The sequence below is a fragment of the Streptomyces sp. NPDC053367 genome (assembly GCF_044545925.1).
Lineage (GTDB): Bacteria > Actinomycetota > Actinomycetes > Streptomycetales > Streptomycetaceae > Streptomyces.
In genome coordinates this window covers 229,560-246,977 of record NZ_JBITYN010000007.1, presented here as the reverse complement: position 1 = coordinate 246,977, position 17,418 = coordinate 229,560, and the positions used below count along the sequence as shown (strand labels likewise).

Genomic DNA, 17,418 nt, shown 5'->3' with positions numbered 1-17,418 from the left:
GAGGCGTAGGGCAAAGTGCCGTCTGCCGGGGGCGATCCGAGGAGCCGGCCCCGCCCCGGGTCACCGGGTCCCCGCCAGCCGGGACCCCTCCGGTGTACGGCGGTAGAGCACCGATCGGCCGGACCGGGCGCGGGCGACGAGGCCGGCCCGGTGCAGTACGCCAAGGTGGTACGAGACCGTGGCGGGACCGAGGAAGTGACGTGCCGCCAGTTGCGCGGTGGAGGCCGGCTGTGCCAGCGCGGCGAGCAGCTCGGCCCGAGTGGGGCCGAGCAACTGAGCCATCTCGGAGGATGGTGCTGCCGGGGCCATGGCGTTCGCACGGACTTCGTTGCGCACGGGATAGATCAGCATGGGAGGCCTGCCTCCGTCGCGCGTCGGGTCCAGCGCCACCCCCGGCCCGGGTGCGACGAGTGACGGCACGACGATCACCAGGGGCACGGGCAGCGCGATCCGGAACCGGCTCTCGACGCACAGGACGCCCTCGGCCCACCGGATGCCGGGGTGCAGGGAATTCAGGAGCCTGGCCGCTCCGTGCCGGGCCTGTACGCCGGCGCACCGGTCGACCTCCGCGTCGAGGGTGGCTTTGGCGGCCTCCCAGTGCGGGGCGAAGGCCAGCTCCCAGTAGCGCCGCATCTCGTCCGCCACCTGCCGGGCCACGTGTGTCCCGCCCAGCGCCACGGCCCGCCGCACCCCCGCCGGCAGCTCGGAACCGGCGAGGCCGACCCGCGGCCGCCCGTCACGCAACGCCTCCAACTCGCCCAGGAGGCGTCGGGGCGGAGTGCGCCGGACCCGCTCCAGTTCCTCCTCGACGGTGGGGGAGGGCCCGGCCGGGTGCGGGCTGAGGAAGTCGGGCACGTATCCGCCCTCGTCCAGAGCCAGTTCGGACAGCAGCGGCAGCCGGGCCCGGCGCAGCACGCGCCGTGCACGTGCCACCCACGGATCGGCATCCGGGACCGGTCGCCGCAACGCGTGCCGGATCAAGGGTGCCGACCGCTACGACGTGCCGGAACGGCCCGTTCTCACCGTGGCTGAGGTGTACGCCGTGGCCGACGCGATCGCCCCGCGCTACCGGTTGCTCGTTCTCCTCGCTGCCTTCTCCGGGCTGCGCCGCGTCCGGCGCGAGCCTGAGGGAGCTGATGACCCGGATGGGCCACAGCACACCCCGCGCGGCGCTGATCTATCAGCACATGGTCAACGGCCGTGACCGCGCGATCGCCGACCGGCTCGGCTCGATGATCCGCAAGGAACGGGAACGGGGCGATGTGGACTCTTAGTGGACTTTGTGGCACGGCCGTGATCACGGCATAGGGCCAGTTCGAGGGGATCAAGCCCCTGAACTGGCCCTTAGTCGTGTGCCCCCGGCAGGATTCGAACCTGCGACACCCGCTTTAGGAGAGCGGTGCTCTATCCCCTGAGCTACGAAGGCGTGGCGCAGCCGAAGCGGCGCACCGGCGCCAGTGTAGCGGGTGAGTGTGGATCTCGGTCGGAGTGCTGGTGAGGGCGTGGGGGACGCGGGTCGAGAGGTGCTGGGCGAGGGGAGGCCGGGTCGAGAGGTGCTGGGTGAAGGGAGGCCGGGTCGAGAGGTGCTGGGCGAGGGAAGGCCGGGTTCGAGAGGTGCTGGGCGAGGCCGGCGCGCTCTGCGTGCCGGTCCGGCGTCATCGCTCCCGGGTCACCCGCACCCGGTACACCCCGTCCAGGTCCGCTCCGGCCACGGTGATCGTCACGCCGTGCCGTGGGTCCTCGAAGGTCTCGCCGGGGGTGAAGGGGGCGTCGGAGAGTTCGGCGTGGACGTTGGGGCTGCGGGTGCAGCCGCCGCTGTCCCGGCGGGAGTCGAAGACGCGTATGGGGCCCTGGCCGGTGTCGACGTCGGCGTCGACCTTGTAGACGAGGACGCCGGGCCGGCACACGGACTCGTCGTTGCCGCCGCGGGTGCGCAGTTCGACGGCGTAGCCGGTGCGCCGGTCGAGAGGGACGAAGAGGAGTTTGGGGCCGCCGGTGCGGGCGAGCGGGGTGAGTTCGTACTCGCTGACGCCGGGCGCCGCCGCGCAGGAGACCTGGGCCGCGTCCAGCCAGCCCAGCTTCCACTTGTGCCAGCCGAGGAAGTCGTTGTTGGCCCCCCAGTCCTCGCTCATGATGTCCCAGTGGCCGACCGCGCCCCCGCCCTCCTGGGTGTAGAGGTCGGGCAGGCCGAAGACATGTCCGTTCTCGTGGGGCAGGACGCGGTAGCCGGTGCGGTCGTAGGAGCCGGAACCGTCGTCCTGGCGGGAGTAGACGAAGGACGCGTTGGCGACGGGCACCCCGTCGGCGACCGGGGCGTCGGGGTTGCCGGCGAACGTCACCGACAGCACCGTGTCCAGGGCGGAGGGCCCCGCGTTGGGAGTGACCAGGACGTTCAGCAGGTCGTAGGCGCGGAAGTCGACCTTCGCGTCGGCCGCGGCCACGATGTCCTGGACCAGGCGGCGGTAGCCGGGGTCGAAGGGTGCGCCGCGCTCTATGCCGTACGCATGGAAGGTCCGCGGCATGCGCAGCCAGTCGGTGATGGGTGCCTCCGGGCGGTAGTCCAGGCGGCCGTAGCTGGCGGTGCGGAACCACTCCTGGGTCTGCGGGAAGAATTCGCGGAAGCGGGCGAGGGCCCGGCCCTGTCCGGGTGCGTCAGGGAAGTCGACCATGACGGTCAGCGCGCGGACGGTGCCGGTGGACGGGGAGTAGCCGGTGGGGGTGGGCATCCCCTCCGACATCTGCACCTCCGCCCCGCCGCTGATCATGCAGGGGCCCAGCGCGGAGGAGCGGGCCAGTGCCGCGGGGCCGGGGCCGGACGTCGTGCCGCCGTGCGGGAGCCGGGCGCTGCCGGCCGAGGTGCTGACCGCGAGCGTCAGTGCCGTCACGGACGCGAGGGCGGCCGCCCGGCGCGGGCGTATGCGGCGACTGGTCGACTGCGGCTGCATGCAGGGCCCTTCGCTCCGGGCAGCCGCCGGTCACCGGCTGCACCCATGCGATCACCCTCGGTCGGGGGTCATGGGAGCGCGCGCTGGACAGGACCGATCGTGCGATTCCGGCCTACCCGTACGTGATCCAGGTCACAGGAATTCTTCCGGAGGTCGGGAAATAACCGGGGAGCCCTTCCCCGTTTAATCGTGCGTACGGCGAAACGGGGAACCTTTCCCCGGATCGCCCTCCACATCAGTCGAACCGTCCGAGACGGCCGAACCGTCCGAGACGGCCGAACCGTCGGAGACGGCCGAACCGTCCGAACCGAGACGACCAGTCGAAGGAGTGCTCAGTGCAGACGACCGCCCCCAGCGTGCCGCGTCCGGCGACCCGGCTGCGTGCCGACGCCCTGCGCAACCGGGAGCGGATCGTCACCGCCGCCCGGGAGATGTTCACCGAGTTCGGTCCTGACGTACCGCTCGACGAGATCGCCCGCCGGGCCGGTGTCGGCAACGCCACGGTCTACCGCCACTTCCCGGACCGCGACGCGCTGGTGCGCCAGGTGGTCTGCTCGGTCATGGACCGCACCGTCGCCGCGGCCGAGAAGGCGCTCACCGAGACCGGGGACGCCTTCGGCGCACTGGAGCACTTCGCGCATGCCTGTGTCGACGAGCGGATCAGCGCGCTGTGCCCGATGGTCGAGAGTGCGTTCGATAAAAATCACCCCGATCTGGAGGAAACGCGCGTACGGTGTGAGGGGCTGGTCGTGGCGATCATGGACCGCGCCAGGGCGGCCGGCCAGCTTCGCCCCGACGTCGGGTTCGGCGACCTCATGGTCGCGGTCGCCCAGCTCAGCCGGCCCCCGGTCGGCACCAACTGCCTCGACGTCGACCGGTTCGCCCACCGCCATCTGCAGCTGTTCCTCGACGGACTGCGGGCACCGGCCCGCTCCGTCCTGCCGGGGACGGCCCTGACCATGGAGGAACTGCGCCAGGCCTGACCGATCAGTTCGGCGCTCCCCGGCAGTCATGTACGAGGTCGGTACCTCTGCCGGCGTCCTCCGACGGCGATCTCCTCTCGCCGAGTCCAGCTTTCCGCACCTAGTCACTTAGCCGCTTAGTCACTTAGTCACCTAGTCGCTTAGCCACCCAGCCACTTAGTCCCGATTTTTCCGTCACGTAGTACTGAAGTGGGTACCTCCATGCCTGAAACAGCCTCCAAGGCCTCCCCGGCCTCCCTCGCGCCCGATCCGGGCCGCTGGAAGGCGCTCGTGTTCATCGCGCTGGCGCAGCTGATGGTCGTCCTCGACGCCACCATCGTGAACATCGCGCTGCCCTCCGCCCAGCAGGACCTCGGCATCTCCGACGGCAACCGGCAGTGGGTCGTCACGGCCTACGCCCTCGCCTTCGGCGGTCTGCTGCTCTTCGGCGGCCGTATCGCCGACCTGTGGGGCCGTAAGCGCGCGTTCGTCATAGGTCTGGGCGGGTTCGCCGCGGCCTCCGCGCTGGGCGGTGCCGCCACCACCGGCGCGATGATGTTCGGCGCGCGTGCGCTGCAGGGCGCGTTCGGCGCGCTGCTCGCGCCCGCCGCGCTGTCGCTGCTCGCGGTGATGTTCACCGACGCCAAGGAGCGCGCCAAGGCGTTCGGCATCTACGGTGCGATCGCCGGCGGCGGTGGCGCCGTCGGCCTGATCCTCGGCGGCTTCCTCACCGAGTACCTGGACTGGCGCTGGACGTTCTTCGTGAACATCCCGTTCGCCGTGGTCGCGGCCGCGGGTGCCTGGTTCGTCATCCGTGAGCCCCAGGGCAGCCGCAACCGCAACCCGCTCGACATCCCGGGCGTGCTGCTGTCCACGCTGGGCCTGGTCGCGCTGGTCTACGGCTTCACCCGCGCCGAGTCCGACGGCTGGGGCGACTCCATGACGGTCGGCATGTTCGTCGCCGCCGCCGTCCTGCTGGTCTCCTTCGTCGTCGTGGAGGCCAAGGTCAAGGCGCCGCTGCTGCCGCTGCGCGTGGTCACCGACCGCAACCGCGGCGGTATCTACCTCTCGCTCGGCCTCGCGATCATCTCGATGTTCGGCCTGTTCCTGTTCCTGACCTACTACCTGCAGATCGTGAAGGGCTACTCGCCGGTCAAGACCGGCTTCGCCTTCCTGCCGATGATCGCGGGCATGATCACGGGCTCCACCCAGATCGGCACGCGTCTGATGACCCGGGTCGCGCCCCGGCTGCTGATGGGCCCGGGCTTCCTGGTCGCCGCGGTCGGCATGCTGCTGCTGACGCAGCTGGAGATCGACTCCTCCTACGCCGCCCTGCTGCTGCCCGCGATGCTGCTGCTCGGCCTCGGCATGGGTACGGCGTTCATGCCGGCCATGTCCATGGCCACCCAGGGCGTCCGGCCGCAGGACGCGGGTGTCGCCTCCGCGATGGTCAACACCTCGCAGCAGGTCGGCGGCGCCATCGGTACCGCGCTGCTGAACACGATCGCCGCGTCCGCGACGACCTCGTACGTCGCGGACCACATCGCCTCGGCCACCAGCCGCTCGCAGCAGCAGCTCGTGGCGCTGCAGGCCCAGGTGCACGGCTACACCAGCGCCATCTGGTTCGCCGTCGGCATCCTGGTGGTGTCCGCGGTCATCGCACTGACCCTCATCAACGCCGGCAAGCCGGGCACCACCCCGGTCGCCTCCGGCGAGGGCGCCGAGGACGAGGTGCCGGTGCCGGTGGTCGCCCACTGAGGCCGAGAGGGCGTTTCAGGGCACTGAGGCCCTGAGGCCAGTCACCGAGGACCCGGTTTCTCCCGGGTCACTGGCACCGAGGTGATAGGGCGCCCTGAGGGAGGAACCCCGCGACATCCCGCGCGTACGGCCGAGGAAGGGGACGCCTCGGCCGTACGACGTCCCGGACCTGCCCCCGGCTCACCGGTGAACGCGCTTCACCGCAGCCAGGGCAGGTCCGCTCCCGCGTCCGCGGGCTGAAGGCCCTCGGCGACGATCTCCATGATCTCGCCGAGGGCCTTCTGCTGATCAGGGCTCAGCCGGTCGAACAGCGCCTGCCGTACGGCGGTGACATGGCCCGGCGCGGTCCGGCGCAGCACCTCGACGCCGTCGTCGGTGAGCACGGCGAACTGGCCCCGCTTGTCCGAGGGGCAGTCCTCGCGGCGCACCCAGCCGTTGTTCTCCAGGCGGGCGATCGCATGGCTGAGCCGGGACCGGGTGATCTTCGCGTCCCGGGCCAGCTCGGTCATCCGCAGCCGTCTGCGTGGAGCCTCGGCCAGCTTCACCAGCAGGCCGTAGTAGATGTGCGGCATGCCCGCGTCGCGCTGCAGCTGGCGGTCCAGATGGTCCTCCAGCAGGGTGGTGGCATGCAGGTAGGAGCGCCAGACGCGCTGTTCCTCGGCGGTGAGCCAGTGCGGCTCGGCTCCACTGTTCATGGTTCCCACTCTAAGCATGCGCTTCTTGAAACTTAAACGAGTCAGGCTTAGAGTCGAGTAGAAGCTTTAAAGTTCAAGCGTTCTGCTGCGAGGAGCCGCCGCCATGTCCGCCACCGTCCAGGAGCGCATGCCCGCCCTGTACCTCTCCCACGGTGCCCCGCCGCTCGCGGACGACCCCGTCTGGCCCGGCCAGCTCGCCGCCTGGTCGGCCGGCCTGCCCCGCCCGAAGGCGGTGCTCATGGTCTCCGCCCACTGGGAGGAGGCCCCGCTCGCCCTCGGCGCGGTGGAGACCGTCCCGCTGGTCTACGACTTCTGGGGCTTCCCCGAGCACTACTACCGGGTCCGCTACGACGCCCCCGGCGCCCCGGAGCTCGCGGAGTCCGTACGCAAGCTGCTGCGCGCCCCCGGTATGCCCGTGCAGGACATCCCCGACCGCGGCCTCGACCACGGCGCCTACGTCCCGCTGGTGGAGATGTTCCCGGCCGCCGACATCCCCGTCCTGCAGATCTCCATGCCCACCCTCGACCCGGTCCGGCTCATGGAGATCGGCCGCCGGCTCGCGCCGCTGCGCGACGAGGGCGTCCTGATCGTCGGCTCCGGATTCTTCACCCACAACCTCGCCGCCCTGCGGCACGTCGGCACGGGGGTGCCCGGCTGGTCGGCCGAGTTCGACGACTGGGGGCGGCGCGCGCTGGAGGCCGGTGACGTGGACGCGCTGCTCGACTTCGCCGCCAAGTCCCCGGCCGGCCGTCTCGCACACCCCCGCACCGAGCACTTCGCGCCGCTGTTCGTGACCATGGGTGCCGCGGACGCGGTGGGGGAACTGGGGGAACAGAAGCCGGTGATCGACGGGTTCTGGATGGGGCTCGCCAAGCGGTCGGTGCAGTTCGGCTGACGACCGGGGTTCCGGCCGGAGACCGCGGCCGGCTGACGACCGGGGTTCGGCCGACGGTCGCCGTTCGTCGACCACCGGGGTTCGGCCGACGGTCGCCGTTCGCCGACGGCCGGGGTTTCGGCCGACGGTCGCCGGCCTCGCGTGGAGGTGGTCACCCCTCGCGCGGCTGACGGCCCCAGCCGCCGACGACCCCGGCTCACCGACGACCCGGCTCGATGACAACCACGGCTCGGCCGGCGGCCGAACGTGTTTCGGCAGGGGCGTGCGGCAACTTTTGGCGCAGGCCGTTCGTCTTCAGGGTGGGAGAGCGGTCGAGGGGGCCCGCTTTTCGAGTGACGGGCATCTCACCGGGCAGGCGATCCCGGAGCCGGTGAGTCCCTCGGGAAGCCCGTCCGATCCTGTCTGACCTGCACCTCTGTGGGTGCCGCAGGCGCTGTGGGGTGGGGTGCGGCCCGACAGGGTACTGCAAGATCGGAAAAATCGAGGGGCAGGTTGGGAATTCTGTCCTGATTCCAGTCGTTGTTTCCATCGGATGCAGGGCACCCGAGCAGAGTGACCCAGACGTCCAGGACCACCCGCTGACCTACTTCGCAAGGGAGCACGCATGGCAACCCGTGCCGTCGCCCGTCGTACGTCCGCCACCGGCGAGACCACCGACGCGGCAAGCAGTGTTCGCGCCCATGGCGGCGAGATCGCCGATCGCGACCTGGTCGGCATGTACCTCGACGAGATCGCGCGCACACCGCTGCTCGACGCCGCCAAGGAGGTCGAGCTCTCCCAGACGATCGAGGCGGGTGTGTTCGCCCAGCAGGTGCTCGACGGGTACGAGGAGTCCAAGGCGGACGCCACCCGCGAGGAGCTGGAGGCCCTCGTCGCCGAGGGCGAGCGCGCCAAGGACGTCTTCATCCGCTCCAACCTCCGTCTGGTCGTCGCGGTCGCCCGGCGCTATCCGCGCAGCGGCCTGCCCCTGCTCGACCTGATCCAGGAGGGCAACGCCGGCCTGGTGCGCGCGGTGGAGAAGTTCGACTACCGCAAGGGCTTCAAGTTCTCCACGTACGCCACGTGGTGGATCCGCCAGGCCATCACCCGCTCCATAGCCGACCAGTCCCGCACCATCCGTCTGCCCGTCCACCTGGTGGAGGAGCTCGGCCGGATCCGCCGGGTGCAGCGTGAGTTCAACCGTGAGAACGGCCGCGACCCGGAGCCCGCCGAGATCGCCGCCGAGCTGGGCTCGACGCCGGAGCGCGTAGTCGACGTGCTCGACTGGGCCCGCGACCCGGTCTCGCTGAACATGTCCGTGGACGACGAGGGCGAGACCCAGTTCGGCGACCTCCTGGAGGACACCTCCGCCGTGTCGCCTGAGCAGTCGGTGCTGACCCTGCTGCGCAGCGAGGAGCTGGACGACCTGATCGGCCGCCTCGACCAGCGCACGGCCTCCATCATCAAGATGCGCTACGGCATCGAGGACGGCCGCGAGCGCACCCTGACCGAGGTCGGCAAGGAGCACGGCCTGACCCGTGAGCGCATCCGGCAGATCGAGAAGCACGCGCTGCTGGAGCTGAAGAAGCTGGCCCGCCAGACCGGCTTCGACGCGGCGGCGTGATCGACGCGGCCGGCTTCGACGCGGCGGCGTGATCGCCGCGGCCGGCTTCGACGCGGCGGCCTGATCGACGCGGCCGGCATCGACGCGGCGGCGTGATCTACGCGGCCGGCTGATCGTGGCGGTGGCCTGTGACGCGGTCGCCTGCGGGGCGGCGGCCTGATCGTCGGGATGGGTGCCCCCGCCGGAGCCGCCTGTGTGCACCTGTGTGCGCCCCGCGCAGGGGCGTACGCCGGGTGGCGAAAGGCCGCGCAAACATGGCTGTGTTCCATCGCTTCAACCGGCGAGGCGGCGGGAACAACCCTTCCGGGCGCGCTAGTTCGGGGCAGTGGCACCCTGAGGGGCTGCTTCTGCAGGACCGTTCCTTCGCGCGGCCTCGCCGACGGATCCAGACCCGCTCCACCCACAGCCACGTCCCGACGCACTCCCCCCCCGGTGCCGGGACTTTCCCGAGCCGGGCTTCGGCGCCTCCCCCCCCTGAGCGCCGGGGCCCGGCTCCTTTTGCGCCTGCTGCGGCCGGGCTCGGCGCGCGGGGACTTGACGACGGGTGACCGCAGCCGGGCCTGACATGCGGAAACGCCTGAAAGGGCGGGGCACCCCGAACCTGAACCCCGGGGTGGCCCGCCGGATGGCAGATTGTGCCACACCGGCATAGCCTGCCGACGTGAGCAGCACCACCCCCGCACAGAACCGGCCGGAATCGTCCATGTCGCTGACCGAGCGGCGCAAGGCCGAGACCCGGATGGACATCGCCCGCGCGGCCGCCGGACTCTTCGCCGGACGCGGCCTGAAGGCCACCCGCGCCGAGGACATCGCCCAGGCCGCAGGCATCGCCCCGCGCACCTTCTACCGGTACTTCGCCTCCAAGGAGGAGGCCATCGCTCCGCTCTACACCGTGGGCGCCGAACGCTGGACGGCGGCCGTCCGTGACGCCCCCGCCGGCCTGGACGCCCCGCAGGCCCTGGAGCACGCCGTACGACACACCCTGCTGCCCGGCTCCGGTGGCGTCTCGGCGCCGTCCTGGGAGTGGGTCCGCACGCTGATCCGGCTGGCCGAGTCGAGCCCCGCGCTGCGCAGGGTGTGGGCGGAGGTGTGCCGGGAGGCGGAGGAGGCACTGGCGGAGGTGCTGCGGGGGCGGGAGGCCGCCGGGCCGGCCGCGGACGGGGAGCGGCGGGAGTCCACCGGGCCGGCCGCCGACGGGGAGCGCGACAACGTTGCCGAGGCCGCCGCCCGGCAGCGGTTCGTCGCCGCCGTGGCGGGTGCCGCCGTACGGACCGCCGTGGAGGCGTGGGCGGCCGGGGACGCGCCCGCCGGGGGAGCGCGGGGTCCCGCGGCACTGGCCCTTCGCAACCTGGAGGCGCTGCGAGGGTTCCAGTGGGGGCGCTAGAAGGGCCGCCGCACCCTGCCGCCCGGCTTCGGTGAGGGCGCCGGCCCGGCGCCTCAGCTCGCCGCCGCCCGTGTCAGACGGGCGCCCAACTGCCGTACGCAGGCCACCAGTTCGGCGGGTTCCTGGACCGTGAAGTCGAAGCCCGACATGGCGAGGCGTACGGCCAGCCACTCCACGGGGTCGCCGGTGGTGGCGCGCAGGCGGCAGCGGCCGGGGTCCAGGGGTTCGGGCGGGCCCAGCCAGGCGGGGAGCCGGGCGGCGACGTCCTCGGCGGACGCGGCGAAGGTGACCGTGTAGTCGTAGGTCTCCTGGCGCCGGTGGATGGACTGGCGCAGGTACTCGGCGGCGCTGCCGGTCGGCAGCTCGCGCGGGGTGAAGCGGGCGCCGGTCGCGAACGGCTCGCTGACCCGGTCGACGCGGAAGGTGCGCCAGTCGGCGCGGTCGAGGTCGTAGGCGACGAGGTACCAGCGGCGGCCCGTCGAGACGAGCCGGTAGGGCTCGGTCAGCCGACGGGACTCGGTGCCGTCCTTGGCGCGGTAGGCGAAGCGCAGACGTTCCTGGCCGGCCACCGTCGAGGCCATCACGGTGAGCGTCTCGGGCGCGATGCTCGGGCCGTCGCCGCTGGTCAGCGCGGTCGTCGCGGCCTGGAGGGTGGTCACCCGGTGCCGCAGCCGGGCGGGCAGCACCTGCTCCAGCTTGGCCAGCGCCCGCACCGACGCCTCGTCGACGCCCTCGACCGCGTGTCCGGCGCCCGCGCGCAGGCCGACCGCGATCGCCACCGCCTCCTCGTCGTCCAGCACGAGGGGCGGCATCGCCTTGCCCGCGACCAGGCGGTAGCCGCCGTCGGAGCCCTTGGTCGCCTGGACCGGATAGCCCAGTTCGCGCAGCCGGTCGACGTCCCGCCGCACGGTGCGCCGGGACACCCCGAGCCGGTCGGCGAGCTCGCCGCCGGGCCATTCGCGGGGCGTCTGGAGGAGGGACAGCAACTGGAGGAGTCGTGCCGGGGTGTCCGTCGTCATGTCGTTCAGGATGCCGCAGATCTAGGACATGATCTGACCTAATGGACCTCTAGCTTTGACGCATGACCTCCACCGCTCAGCTTTCAGGGACGCAGGGGCAAGGGACGCAGGCGCCGGCCGACCGGCGCCGCTGGTTCGCCCTCGCCATCGTCATGACGGCGGCCTTCATGGACCTCGTCGACGTCACGATCGTCAACATCGCCATCCCGTCCATACAGAAGGACACCGGCGCCACCTTCAGCCACATCCAGTGGATCACCGCCGGATACGCCCTCGCGTTCGCCGCCGGGCTGATCACCGGCGGGCGGCTCGGGGACATCCACGGGCGCAAGCGGCTGTTCCTGATCGGCATCGGCGGCTTCACGGTCGCCTCGGCGCTGTGCGGGTTCGCGGCGAACCCGGACATGCTGGTCGCCGCGCGCATCCTGCAGGGCGCCATGGCCGCGCTGATGGTGCCCCAGGTGCTGTCGATCGTGCACGCGACCTTCCCCGCACACGAACGCGGCAAGGTGTTCGGCCTGTTCGGAGCGATCGTGGGCATGGGCGCGGTGCTCGGCCCGCTGCTGGGCGCCCTGCTGACGGAGTGGAACCTGTTCGGCCTCGAATGGCGGCCCATCTTCCTCATCAACCTGCCCGTCGGCATCGCCGGTCTGCTGCTCGGCCGCGCGTTCATCACCGAGTCGCGCGCCCCGAAGGCGCTGAAGCTGGACCTGGCCGGCGTGGGCCTGGTGACGCTGGGTCTGCTCATGCTGCTCTACCCGCTCACCCGCGGCCGCGAGCTGGGCTGGCCGCTGTGGGGCTACGTCTCGATGGCCGGGTCGCTTGTCGTCCTCGGCGTGCTGGTGGCGTACGAGCGGCGCAAGACCGCGCGGGACGGCTCCCCGCTGATCGAGCTGTCGCTGTTCCGGGTGAAGAGCTTCGCCGCGGGCATCGCCGTGCAGGTCGTCTTCGGCGTCGGACTCGGCATCTTCTTCCTGGTGTGGACGCTGTACCTGCAGATCGGCCTCGGCTGGAGCCTGCTGAAGGCCGGCCTGACCGGGGTGCCGTTCTCCATCGCCGTGTCGGTGGCGGCCGGGATGTCCGTGCAGAAGCTGGTGCCGCGGTTCGGGCGGAAGGTGCTCCAGGCGGGCGCGCTGGTCATGGCGACCGGAGTGCTGCTGTACCTGTGGGAGTCCGAGCGCTACGGCCAGGGCATCACCCCTTGGCAGATGGCGCTGCCGCTGATCGTCATGGGCGCCGGCATGGGCCTGATCTTCGCCCCGCTCACCGACGCGATCCTCTCGGAGGTGCCGCGCGAGCACGCCGGTTCGGCGTCCGGGCTCATCAACACGGTGCAGCAGATGGGCAACGCCCTCGGGCTCGGCCTGGTGTCGGTCGTCTTCTTCGGGGTCATCGACGAGGGGCTCACCCCTGTCCGGACGGGGCCGGCCTTCGTGGACGCCTTCCAGTACGCGCTGGGCTGGGTCGCCGGGGTGATGGGCGTGATCTTCCTGCTGATGTTCGCGCTGCCGAAGCGACCGGTGGTGGCGGGACCCGAGGGTGCGGACGCCGCCGGGCCGGAGGGTGCGGACGCCGCCCAGCCGGAGGGTGCCGAGGCGTCGCAGGGACCGCGGAAGACGGAGGAGGCGCAGGGCACGCAGGACACCCAGGGCACGCAGGACGCGCTGGCAGGTCTGAGCCGCTGAGCCGCTGAGCCGCTGAGCCGCTGAACCACTGAGCACTGAACCACTGACCACTGACCACTGACCACTGAACCACTGAGCACTGAACCGGCGACCGCGCCGGGGACGTGAACGGGCATCCGCCCCTTTTCCGCAGCCGATGCGGGACGGGGCGGATGCCCGTTTGTGTTGGAAGAACGCCCGAGCCTGTTTACTTCTAGCCCCGTTCGCGCGTAGCCTCCCCCGTAGGAACCACACATTCGGTCATACATCGGAGGCGAACGGACATGTACGCACCGGAGCGGCAGCAGGAGATCCTCCGCCTCGCCCGTGAGGGCGGCCGGGTGGACGTGCTGTCGCTGGCCGAGGAGTTCCAGGTGACGGCGGAGACGATCCGGCGCGATCTGAAGGCCCTCGGCCGCGCCGGTCTCGTGCGCCGGGTCCACGGCGGTGCCATACCCGCCGGCCGCCTCGACTTCGAGCCGGACCTCACCGAGCGCGAGGGCACCGCCGCCGACGAGAAGGACCGCATCGCGAAGGCCGCCGTGGCGGAGCTGCCCCTGGAGGGCACGCTCGTCCTCGACGCCGGCACGACGGTGGCCCGCCTGGCCGCCGCCGTCCCGCTGGAGGCATCCCTCACCGTGGTCACGCACAGCCTGCCCATCGCCGCCCGCCTCGCCGACCACCCCGGCATCCAGCTCCACCTCGTCGGAGGGCGCGTACGGCACAGGACCCGCGCCGCCGTCGACGCCTGGGCGCTGCGGGCGTACGGCGAGATCCGCGCGGACGTGCTGTTCGTCGCGGCCAACGGCTACTCCGCCGAGCACGGCCTGACCACCCCCGACCTGGCGGAGGCCGCGGTGAAGCGCGCCGCGATGGCGGCGGCCCGCCGGGTCGTGCTGCTCGCCGACTCCGCCAAGCACGGGCAGGAGCACTTCGCCCGCTTCGGTGACCTGAGCGACGTGGACCTGCTGATCACCGACAGCGGGCTGAGCCCCGAAGACGCGGCCGCCATCGAGCGCGGCGGCACGGAAGTAGTACGCGCATGATCCTCACCGTCACGCCCAACCCGTCCCTGGACCGCACCTACGAGGTCCCCGCCCTGGAGCGCGGCGAGGTCATCCGCGCCACCGGCGAGCGCATGGACCCGGGCGGCAAAGGCGTGAACGTCTCGCGGGCCGTCGCGGCCGCCGGCCGGCGCACGGTCGCCGTACTGCCCCTGGGCGGTGCTCCGGGAGCGCTCGTGGCCGACCTGCTCCAGGCACAGGGCATCGAGGTCGCGCCGGTGCCGGTCGCCGGAGCCACCCGCTCCAACATCGCGCTCGCCGAGTCCGACGGGGTGCTCACGAAGATCAACGCGCCCGGCCCGGAGCTGACTGCGGCCGAGCAGGAGCTGCTCCTGGAGACGGTGCGCGACCGCTCGGCCGGCGCTGACTGGATCGCCTGCTGCGGGAGCCTGCCGCGCGGGCTTGCCCCCTCCTGGTACGCCGACGTGGTCGCGCGGGCGCACGCCGGGGGCGCGCGGATCGCCCTGGACACCTCGGGACGTGCGCTGCTGGAGGCGCTGCCCGCCCGGCCCGACGTGGTGAAGCCGAACGCGGAGGAGCTCGCGGAAGCCGTCGGGCGGCCCCTGGCGACGGTGGGCGACGCGCTGAAGGCGGCCGAGGAACTGCGCGAGCGGGGTGCCCGAGCCGTCCTCGCGAGCCTGGGCGCCGACGGACAGCTGCTGGTGGACGACGCGGGCACGTGGTTCGGCAGCGCGCGGGTCACCGTCGTGCGCTCCAACGTGGGCGCCGGCGACTCCTCCCTGGCCGGCTTCCTCATCGCGGGCGGCCACGGCCCCGAGGCCCTCGCCTCGGCCGTCGCCCACGGCGCGGCCGCCGTACAGCTTCCCGGCAGCGTCATGCCGACCCCGTCCGACCTCGACCTCTCCGCGGTCACGGTCGCTACGGATGTGCCGGTGGACCGTGAGCTGAGGGAGCCGGTGTCATGACGTACGACGTGCATCGGCGCGCTCGGCGCACCGGGTCGGTACTTGCCCGGTGCACCGGTTCCGTCCTCGCCCTCTCCGCCTCCGCCGAAGCCGCAGCCCCCGCCCCCTCCTCAGCCCCCGCCCCCTCCTCAGCCCCCGCCCCTTCCTCGGCCCCCGTCCCCACCCTCACCCCCGCCCTCCCCACCCCACGGGCGATACGCGTCCGAAGGAGCCCGCGATGAGCGACATGATCACCGCGGACCTGGTCGATCTCGACCTGTCCGCCGACACCAAGGAAGCGGCGGCGCGGGCCCTCGCCGAGCGCATGGTCGCCCTGGGCCGGGTCACCGACCTGGAGGGCTTCCTCGCCGACGTGGCCGCGCGGGAGGCACAGATGCCGACCGGCCTGGACGGCGGCATCGGCATCCCGCACTGCCGCAGCGCCCATGTCACCGAGCCGACGCTCGCCTTCGGGCGCAGCACGGCGGGGATCGACTTCGGTGCCGCGGACGGCCCCGCCGACCTGATCTTCCTGATCGCCGCGCCCGCAGGCGCCGACGACGCCCATCTGAGCATCCTGTCCTCGCTGGCCCGGCAGCTGATGAACGCCGAGTTCACCGACGCCCTGCGCGCCGTGGACGCCCCGGCCGCCGCGGCCGCGCTCATCCGCGGGGACGAGGGGAACCAGGGAGACGAAGGAGACCGGGAGGACCAGGAGGACCAGGGTGACCTGGAGTACAGGGGCGAGCAGGAGGACCAGGGCGACCTGAGGGACCAGGCGAACCAGAAGGACCGGACGGACGAGCCCGCGGCGGCGGAGGCGGAGGAGACCCCCGCCGTCCCCGAGAACCCCGTGGTGGCGCCGGTGGCGGCCTCCGCCGGCGCCACCACGGACCCCGGCCCCGAGGAGGCCGCGCCCCGGCCGTTCCGGATCGTCGCCGTCACCTCCTGCCCGACCGGTATCGCACACACCTACATGGCGGCCGAGTCCCTGGAGAACGCCGGCCACGAGGAAGGCGTCGTCATCGCCGTCGAGACGCAGGGCTCGGCCGGCTTCACCCGGCTCGACCCCGCCGTCATCGCCGCCGCGGACGGCGTGATCTTCGCCCACGACGTGCCCGTACGCGACAAGGACCGCTTCGCCGGGAAGCCCACCGTCGACGTCGGTGTGAAGGCGGGCATCAACCGCCCCGCCGAACTGATCGCCGAGGTCCGCGACAGGGCCGCACGCGGCGAGCTGGGCACGGGGGCGCTCACCGCGGCCGGTACGCCGGTCGAGCGGGCGGGCGCGTCCGGCGAGGGCTACGGCACCAAGCTCCGCAAGTGGCTGATGTCCGGGGTCAGTTACATGGTCCCGTTCGTCGCCGCGGGCGGTCTGCTCATCGCCCTGGGCTTCGCGATCGGCGGCTACCAGATCAACGAATCCCCTTCCGTCATGGACCACTTCGTGTGGAGCCAGGCGGACAGCTGGGGCGCGCTGTTCTTCCAGATCGGCGCGGTCGCCTTCGGCTTCCTCGTGCCGGTCCTCGCCGGATACATCGCCTACGGCATGGCCGACCGGCCCGGTCTCGTCCCCGGCTTCGTCGGCGGCGCGATCTCCCTCACCATCAACGCCGGCTTCCTCGGCGGTCTGGCCTCCGGGCTCATCGCCGGTGCGGTGGTGCTCGCCATCCAGCGGGTGCGCGCATCCCGGCTGCGCTGCGCGGCATCATGCCGGTGGTGGTGATCCCGCTGATCTCCGCGGCGATCGTGGGCTTCCTGATGTTCGTGGTGATCGGCAAGCCCATCGCCTCCGCCCAGAAGGCGATGACCGACTGGCTGAACGGCCTCACCGGCACCAACGCCCTCCTGCTCGGCGCCCTCCTCGGCCTGATGATGTGCTTCGACCTGGGCGGACCCGTCAACAAGGTCGCCTACACCTTCGCCACCGCCGGTATCGCCGTCGCCGACCCCAGCGACTCCGCGATGAAGATCATGGCCGCGGTGATGGCCGCCGGCATGGTCCCCCCGCTGGCCATGGCCCTGGCCACGACGGTCCGCGGCAAGCTGTTCGACCGCACCGAGCGCGAGAACGGCAAGGCCGCCTGGGTTCTCGGCGCCTCCTTCATCTCCGAGGGCGCGATCCCGTTCGCCGCGGCCGACCCGCTGCGGGTCATCCCCGCCTCCATGGCGGGCGGCGCGGTCACCGGCGCCCTGTCGATGGCCTTCGGTGCGACGCTGCGCGCCCCGCACGGCGGCATCTTCGTGGTGCCCCTGATCGGCAACCCCTTCCTCTACCTCCTCGCCGTCGCCGCGGGCGTCGCGGTCACCACGGCCCTGGTCGTCGTACTGAAGAGCATGCGCAAGCAGGCCCCCGACGCGACGGCGACCGAGGCCGGGGACGCCCCGGCGCCCTCCTCACGGGCCGGTCAGGCCGTGGCGGCCTGACCGCGGCACCCGCGGGCGCTTGTCCCATTGGTGCCGCGCTGCACCACCTGCGAGATACATCACGGTCCGGGGCCAAAGTCCCGGACCGTGGTGTGTA

Annotated in this window: 15 protein-coding genes and 1 tRNA gene; 11 read left to right on the top strand and 5 right to left on the bottom strand. The window is 72.1% G+C overall.

Going from position 1 to position 17,418, the window contains the following annotated elements:
- Window positions 1-60 precede the first annotated feature (60 nt).
- A complete protein-coding gene (locus tag ACIGXJ_RS21150; protein WP_399647519.1) occupies window positions 61-933 on the bottom strand; it encodes an ArsR/SmtB family transcription factor in 873 nt (290 codons plus the stop codon).
- A 212-nt stretch (window positions 934-1,145) separates the two neighbouring features.
- On the opposite strand from ACIGXJ_RS21150, the gene ACIGXJ_RS21145 reads away from it, so the two are divergent.
- On the top strand, window positions 1,146-1,274 hold the full coding sequence (locus ACIGXJ_RS21145) for an integrase (protein ID WP_399647517.1): 129 nt from the start codon (window positions 1,146-1,148) through the stop codon (window positions 1,272-1,274).
- A gap of 79 nt (window positions 1,275-1,353) precedes the next feature.
- Here ACIGXJ_RS21145 and ACIGXJ_RS21140 read toward each other — a convergent pair.
- Both ACIGXJ_RS21140 and ACIGXJ_RS21135 read right to left on the bottom strand, forming a co-directional pair.
- Window positions 1,354-1,426 (bottom strand) — tRNA-Arg (locus tag ACIGXJ_RS21140).
- A 229-nt stretch (window positions 1,427-1,655) separates the two neighbouring features.
- The gene (locus ACIGXJ_RS21135; protein ID WP_399647514.1) at window positions 1,656-2,945 is read right to left on the bottom strand and encodes a M6 family metalloprotease domain-containing protein; all 1,290 of its coding nucleotides are present in this window, start codon (window positions 2,943-2,945) and stop codon (window positions 1,656-1,658) included.
- A gap of 335 nt (window positions 2,946-3,280) precedes the next feature.
- On the opposite strand from ACIGXJ_RS21135, the gene ACIGXJ_RS21130 reads away from it, so the two are divergent.
- Both ACIGXJ_RS21130 and ACIGXJ_RS21125 read left to right on the top strand, forming a co-directional pair.
- Window positions 3,281-3,928 (top strand): TetR/AcrR family transcriptional regulator, encoded by a 648-nt coding sequence (locus ACIGXJ_RS21130; protein WP_399647512.1) that lies wholly within the window; start codon window positions 3,281-3,283, stop codon window positions 3,926-3,928.
- Between the two features lie 201 nt (window positions 3,929-4,129).
- Complete coding sequence (locus ACIGXJ_RS21125) at window positions 4,130-5,665, top strand: MFS transporter (RefSeq protein WP_399647509.1); 1,536 nt, start codon at window positions 4,130-4,132, stop codon at window positions 5,663-5,665.
- 197 nt (window positions 5,666-5,862) lie between these two features.
- Here the strand turns inward: ACIGXJ_RS21125 and ACIGXJ_RS21120 are convergent, their stop codons facing one another.
- Window positions 5,863-6,360, bottom strand: coding sequence for a MarR family winged helix-turn-helix transcriptional regulator (locus ACIGXJ_RS21120; protein ID WP_399647506.1), 498 nt, complete (start codon window positions 6,358-6,360; stop codon window positions 5,863-5,865).
- Window positions 6,361-6,463: 103 nt separating this feature from the next.
- On the opposite strand from ACIGXJ_RS21120, the gene ACIGXJ_RS21115 reads away from it, so the two are divergent.
- From ACIGXJ_RS21115 to ACIGXJ_RS21105, 3 genes are all read left to right on the top strand, one after another.
- Window positions 6,464-7,255: a dioxygenase gene (locus tag ACIGXJ_RS21115; protein ID WP_399647504.1), complete on the top strand. Its 792-nt coding sequence runs from the start codon at window positions 6,464-6,466 to the stop codon at window positions 7,253-7,255.
- A 604-nt stretch (window positions 7,256-7,859) separates the two neighbouring features.
- The gene (locus tag ACIGXJ_RS21110; RefSeq protein WP_399647502.1) at window positions 7,860-8,858 is read left to right on the top strand and encodes an RNA polymerase sigma factor RpoD/SigA; all 999 of its coding nucleotides are present in this window, start codon (window positions 7,860-7,862) and stop codon (window positions 8,856-8,858) included.
- A 661-nt stretch (window positions 8,859-9,519) separates the two neighbouring features.
- A complete protein-coding gene (locus ACIGXJ_RS21105; RefSeq protein ID WP_399647500.1) occupies window positions 9,520-10,242 on the top strand; it encodes a TetR/AcrR family transcriptional regulator in 723 nt (240 codons plus the stop codon).
- Between the two features lie 53 nt (window positions 10,243-10,295).
- On the opposite strand, the gene ACIGXJ_RS21100 is transcribed toward ACIGXJ_RS21105, so the two are convergent.
- On the bottom strand, window positions 10,296-11,261 hold the full coding sequence (locus ACIGXJ_RS21100) for a helix-turn-helix transcriptional regulator (protein WP_399647498.1): 966 nt from the start codon (window positions 11,259-11,261) through the stop codon (window positions 10,296-10,298).
- Window positions 11,262-11,323: 62 nt separating this feature from the next.
- Between ACIGXJ_RS21100 and ACIGXJ_RS21095 the strand changes: the two genes are divergently transcribed.
- The 5 genes from ACIGXJ_RS21095 to ACIGXJ_RS21075 all read left to right on the top strand — a co-directional run bounded on the left by ACIGXJ_RS21095 (window position 11,324) and on the right by ACIGXJ_RS21075 (window position 17,321).
- Entirely contained in the window at window positions 11,324-12,946 is a 1,623-nt protein-coding gene (locus ACIGXJ_RS21095; RefSeq protein WP_399647494.1) for an MFS transporter, read from the top strand.
- Window positions 12,947-13,209: 263 nt separating this feature from the next.
- The gene (locus ACIGXJ_RS21090) at window positions 13,210-13,971 is read left to right on the top strand and encodes a DeoR/GlpR family DNA-binding transcription regulator (protein ID WP_399647491.1); all 762 of its coding nucleotides are present in this window, start codon (window positions 13,210-13,212) and stop codon (window positions 13,969-13,971) included.
- A complete protein-coding gene (pfkB, locus tag ACIGXJ_RS21085; RefSeq protein WP_399647488.1) occupies window positions 13,968-14,915 on the top strand; it encodes a 1-phosphofructokinase in 948 nt (315 codons plus the stop codon). The genes ACIGXJ_RS21090 and pfkB overlap by 4 nt, the downstream gene beginning before the upstream one ends.
- 217 nt (window positions 14,916-15,132) lie before the next feature.
- Entirely contained in the window at window positions 15,133-16,620 is a 1,488-nt protein-coding gene (locus ACIGXJ_RS21080; protein WP_399647485.1) for a fructose PTS transporter subunit IIA, read from the top strand.
- Window positions 16,614-17,321: a fructose-specific PTS transporter subunit EIIC gene (locus ACIGXJ_RS21075; RefSeq protein ID WP_399647483.1), complete on the top strand. Its 708-nt coding sequence runs from the start codon at window positions 16,614-16,616 to the stop codon at window positions 17,319-17,321. Before ACIGXJ_RS21080 ends, ACIGXJ_RS21075 begins: the two co-directional genes overlap by 7 nt.
- Window positions 17,322-17,418 lie beyond the last annotated feature (97 nt).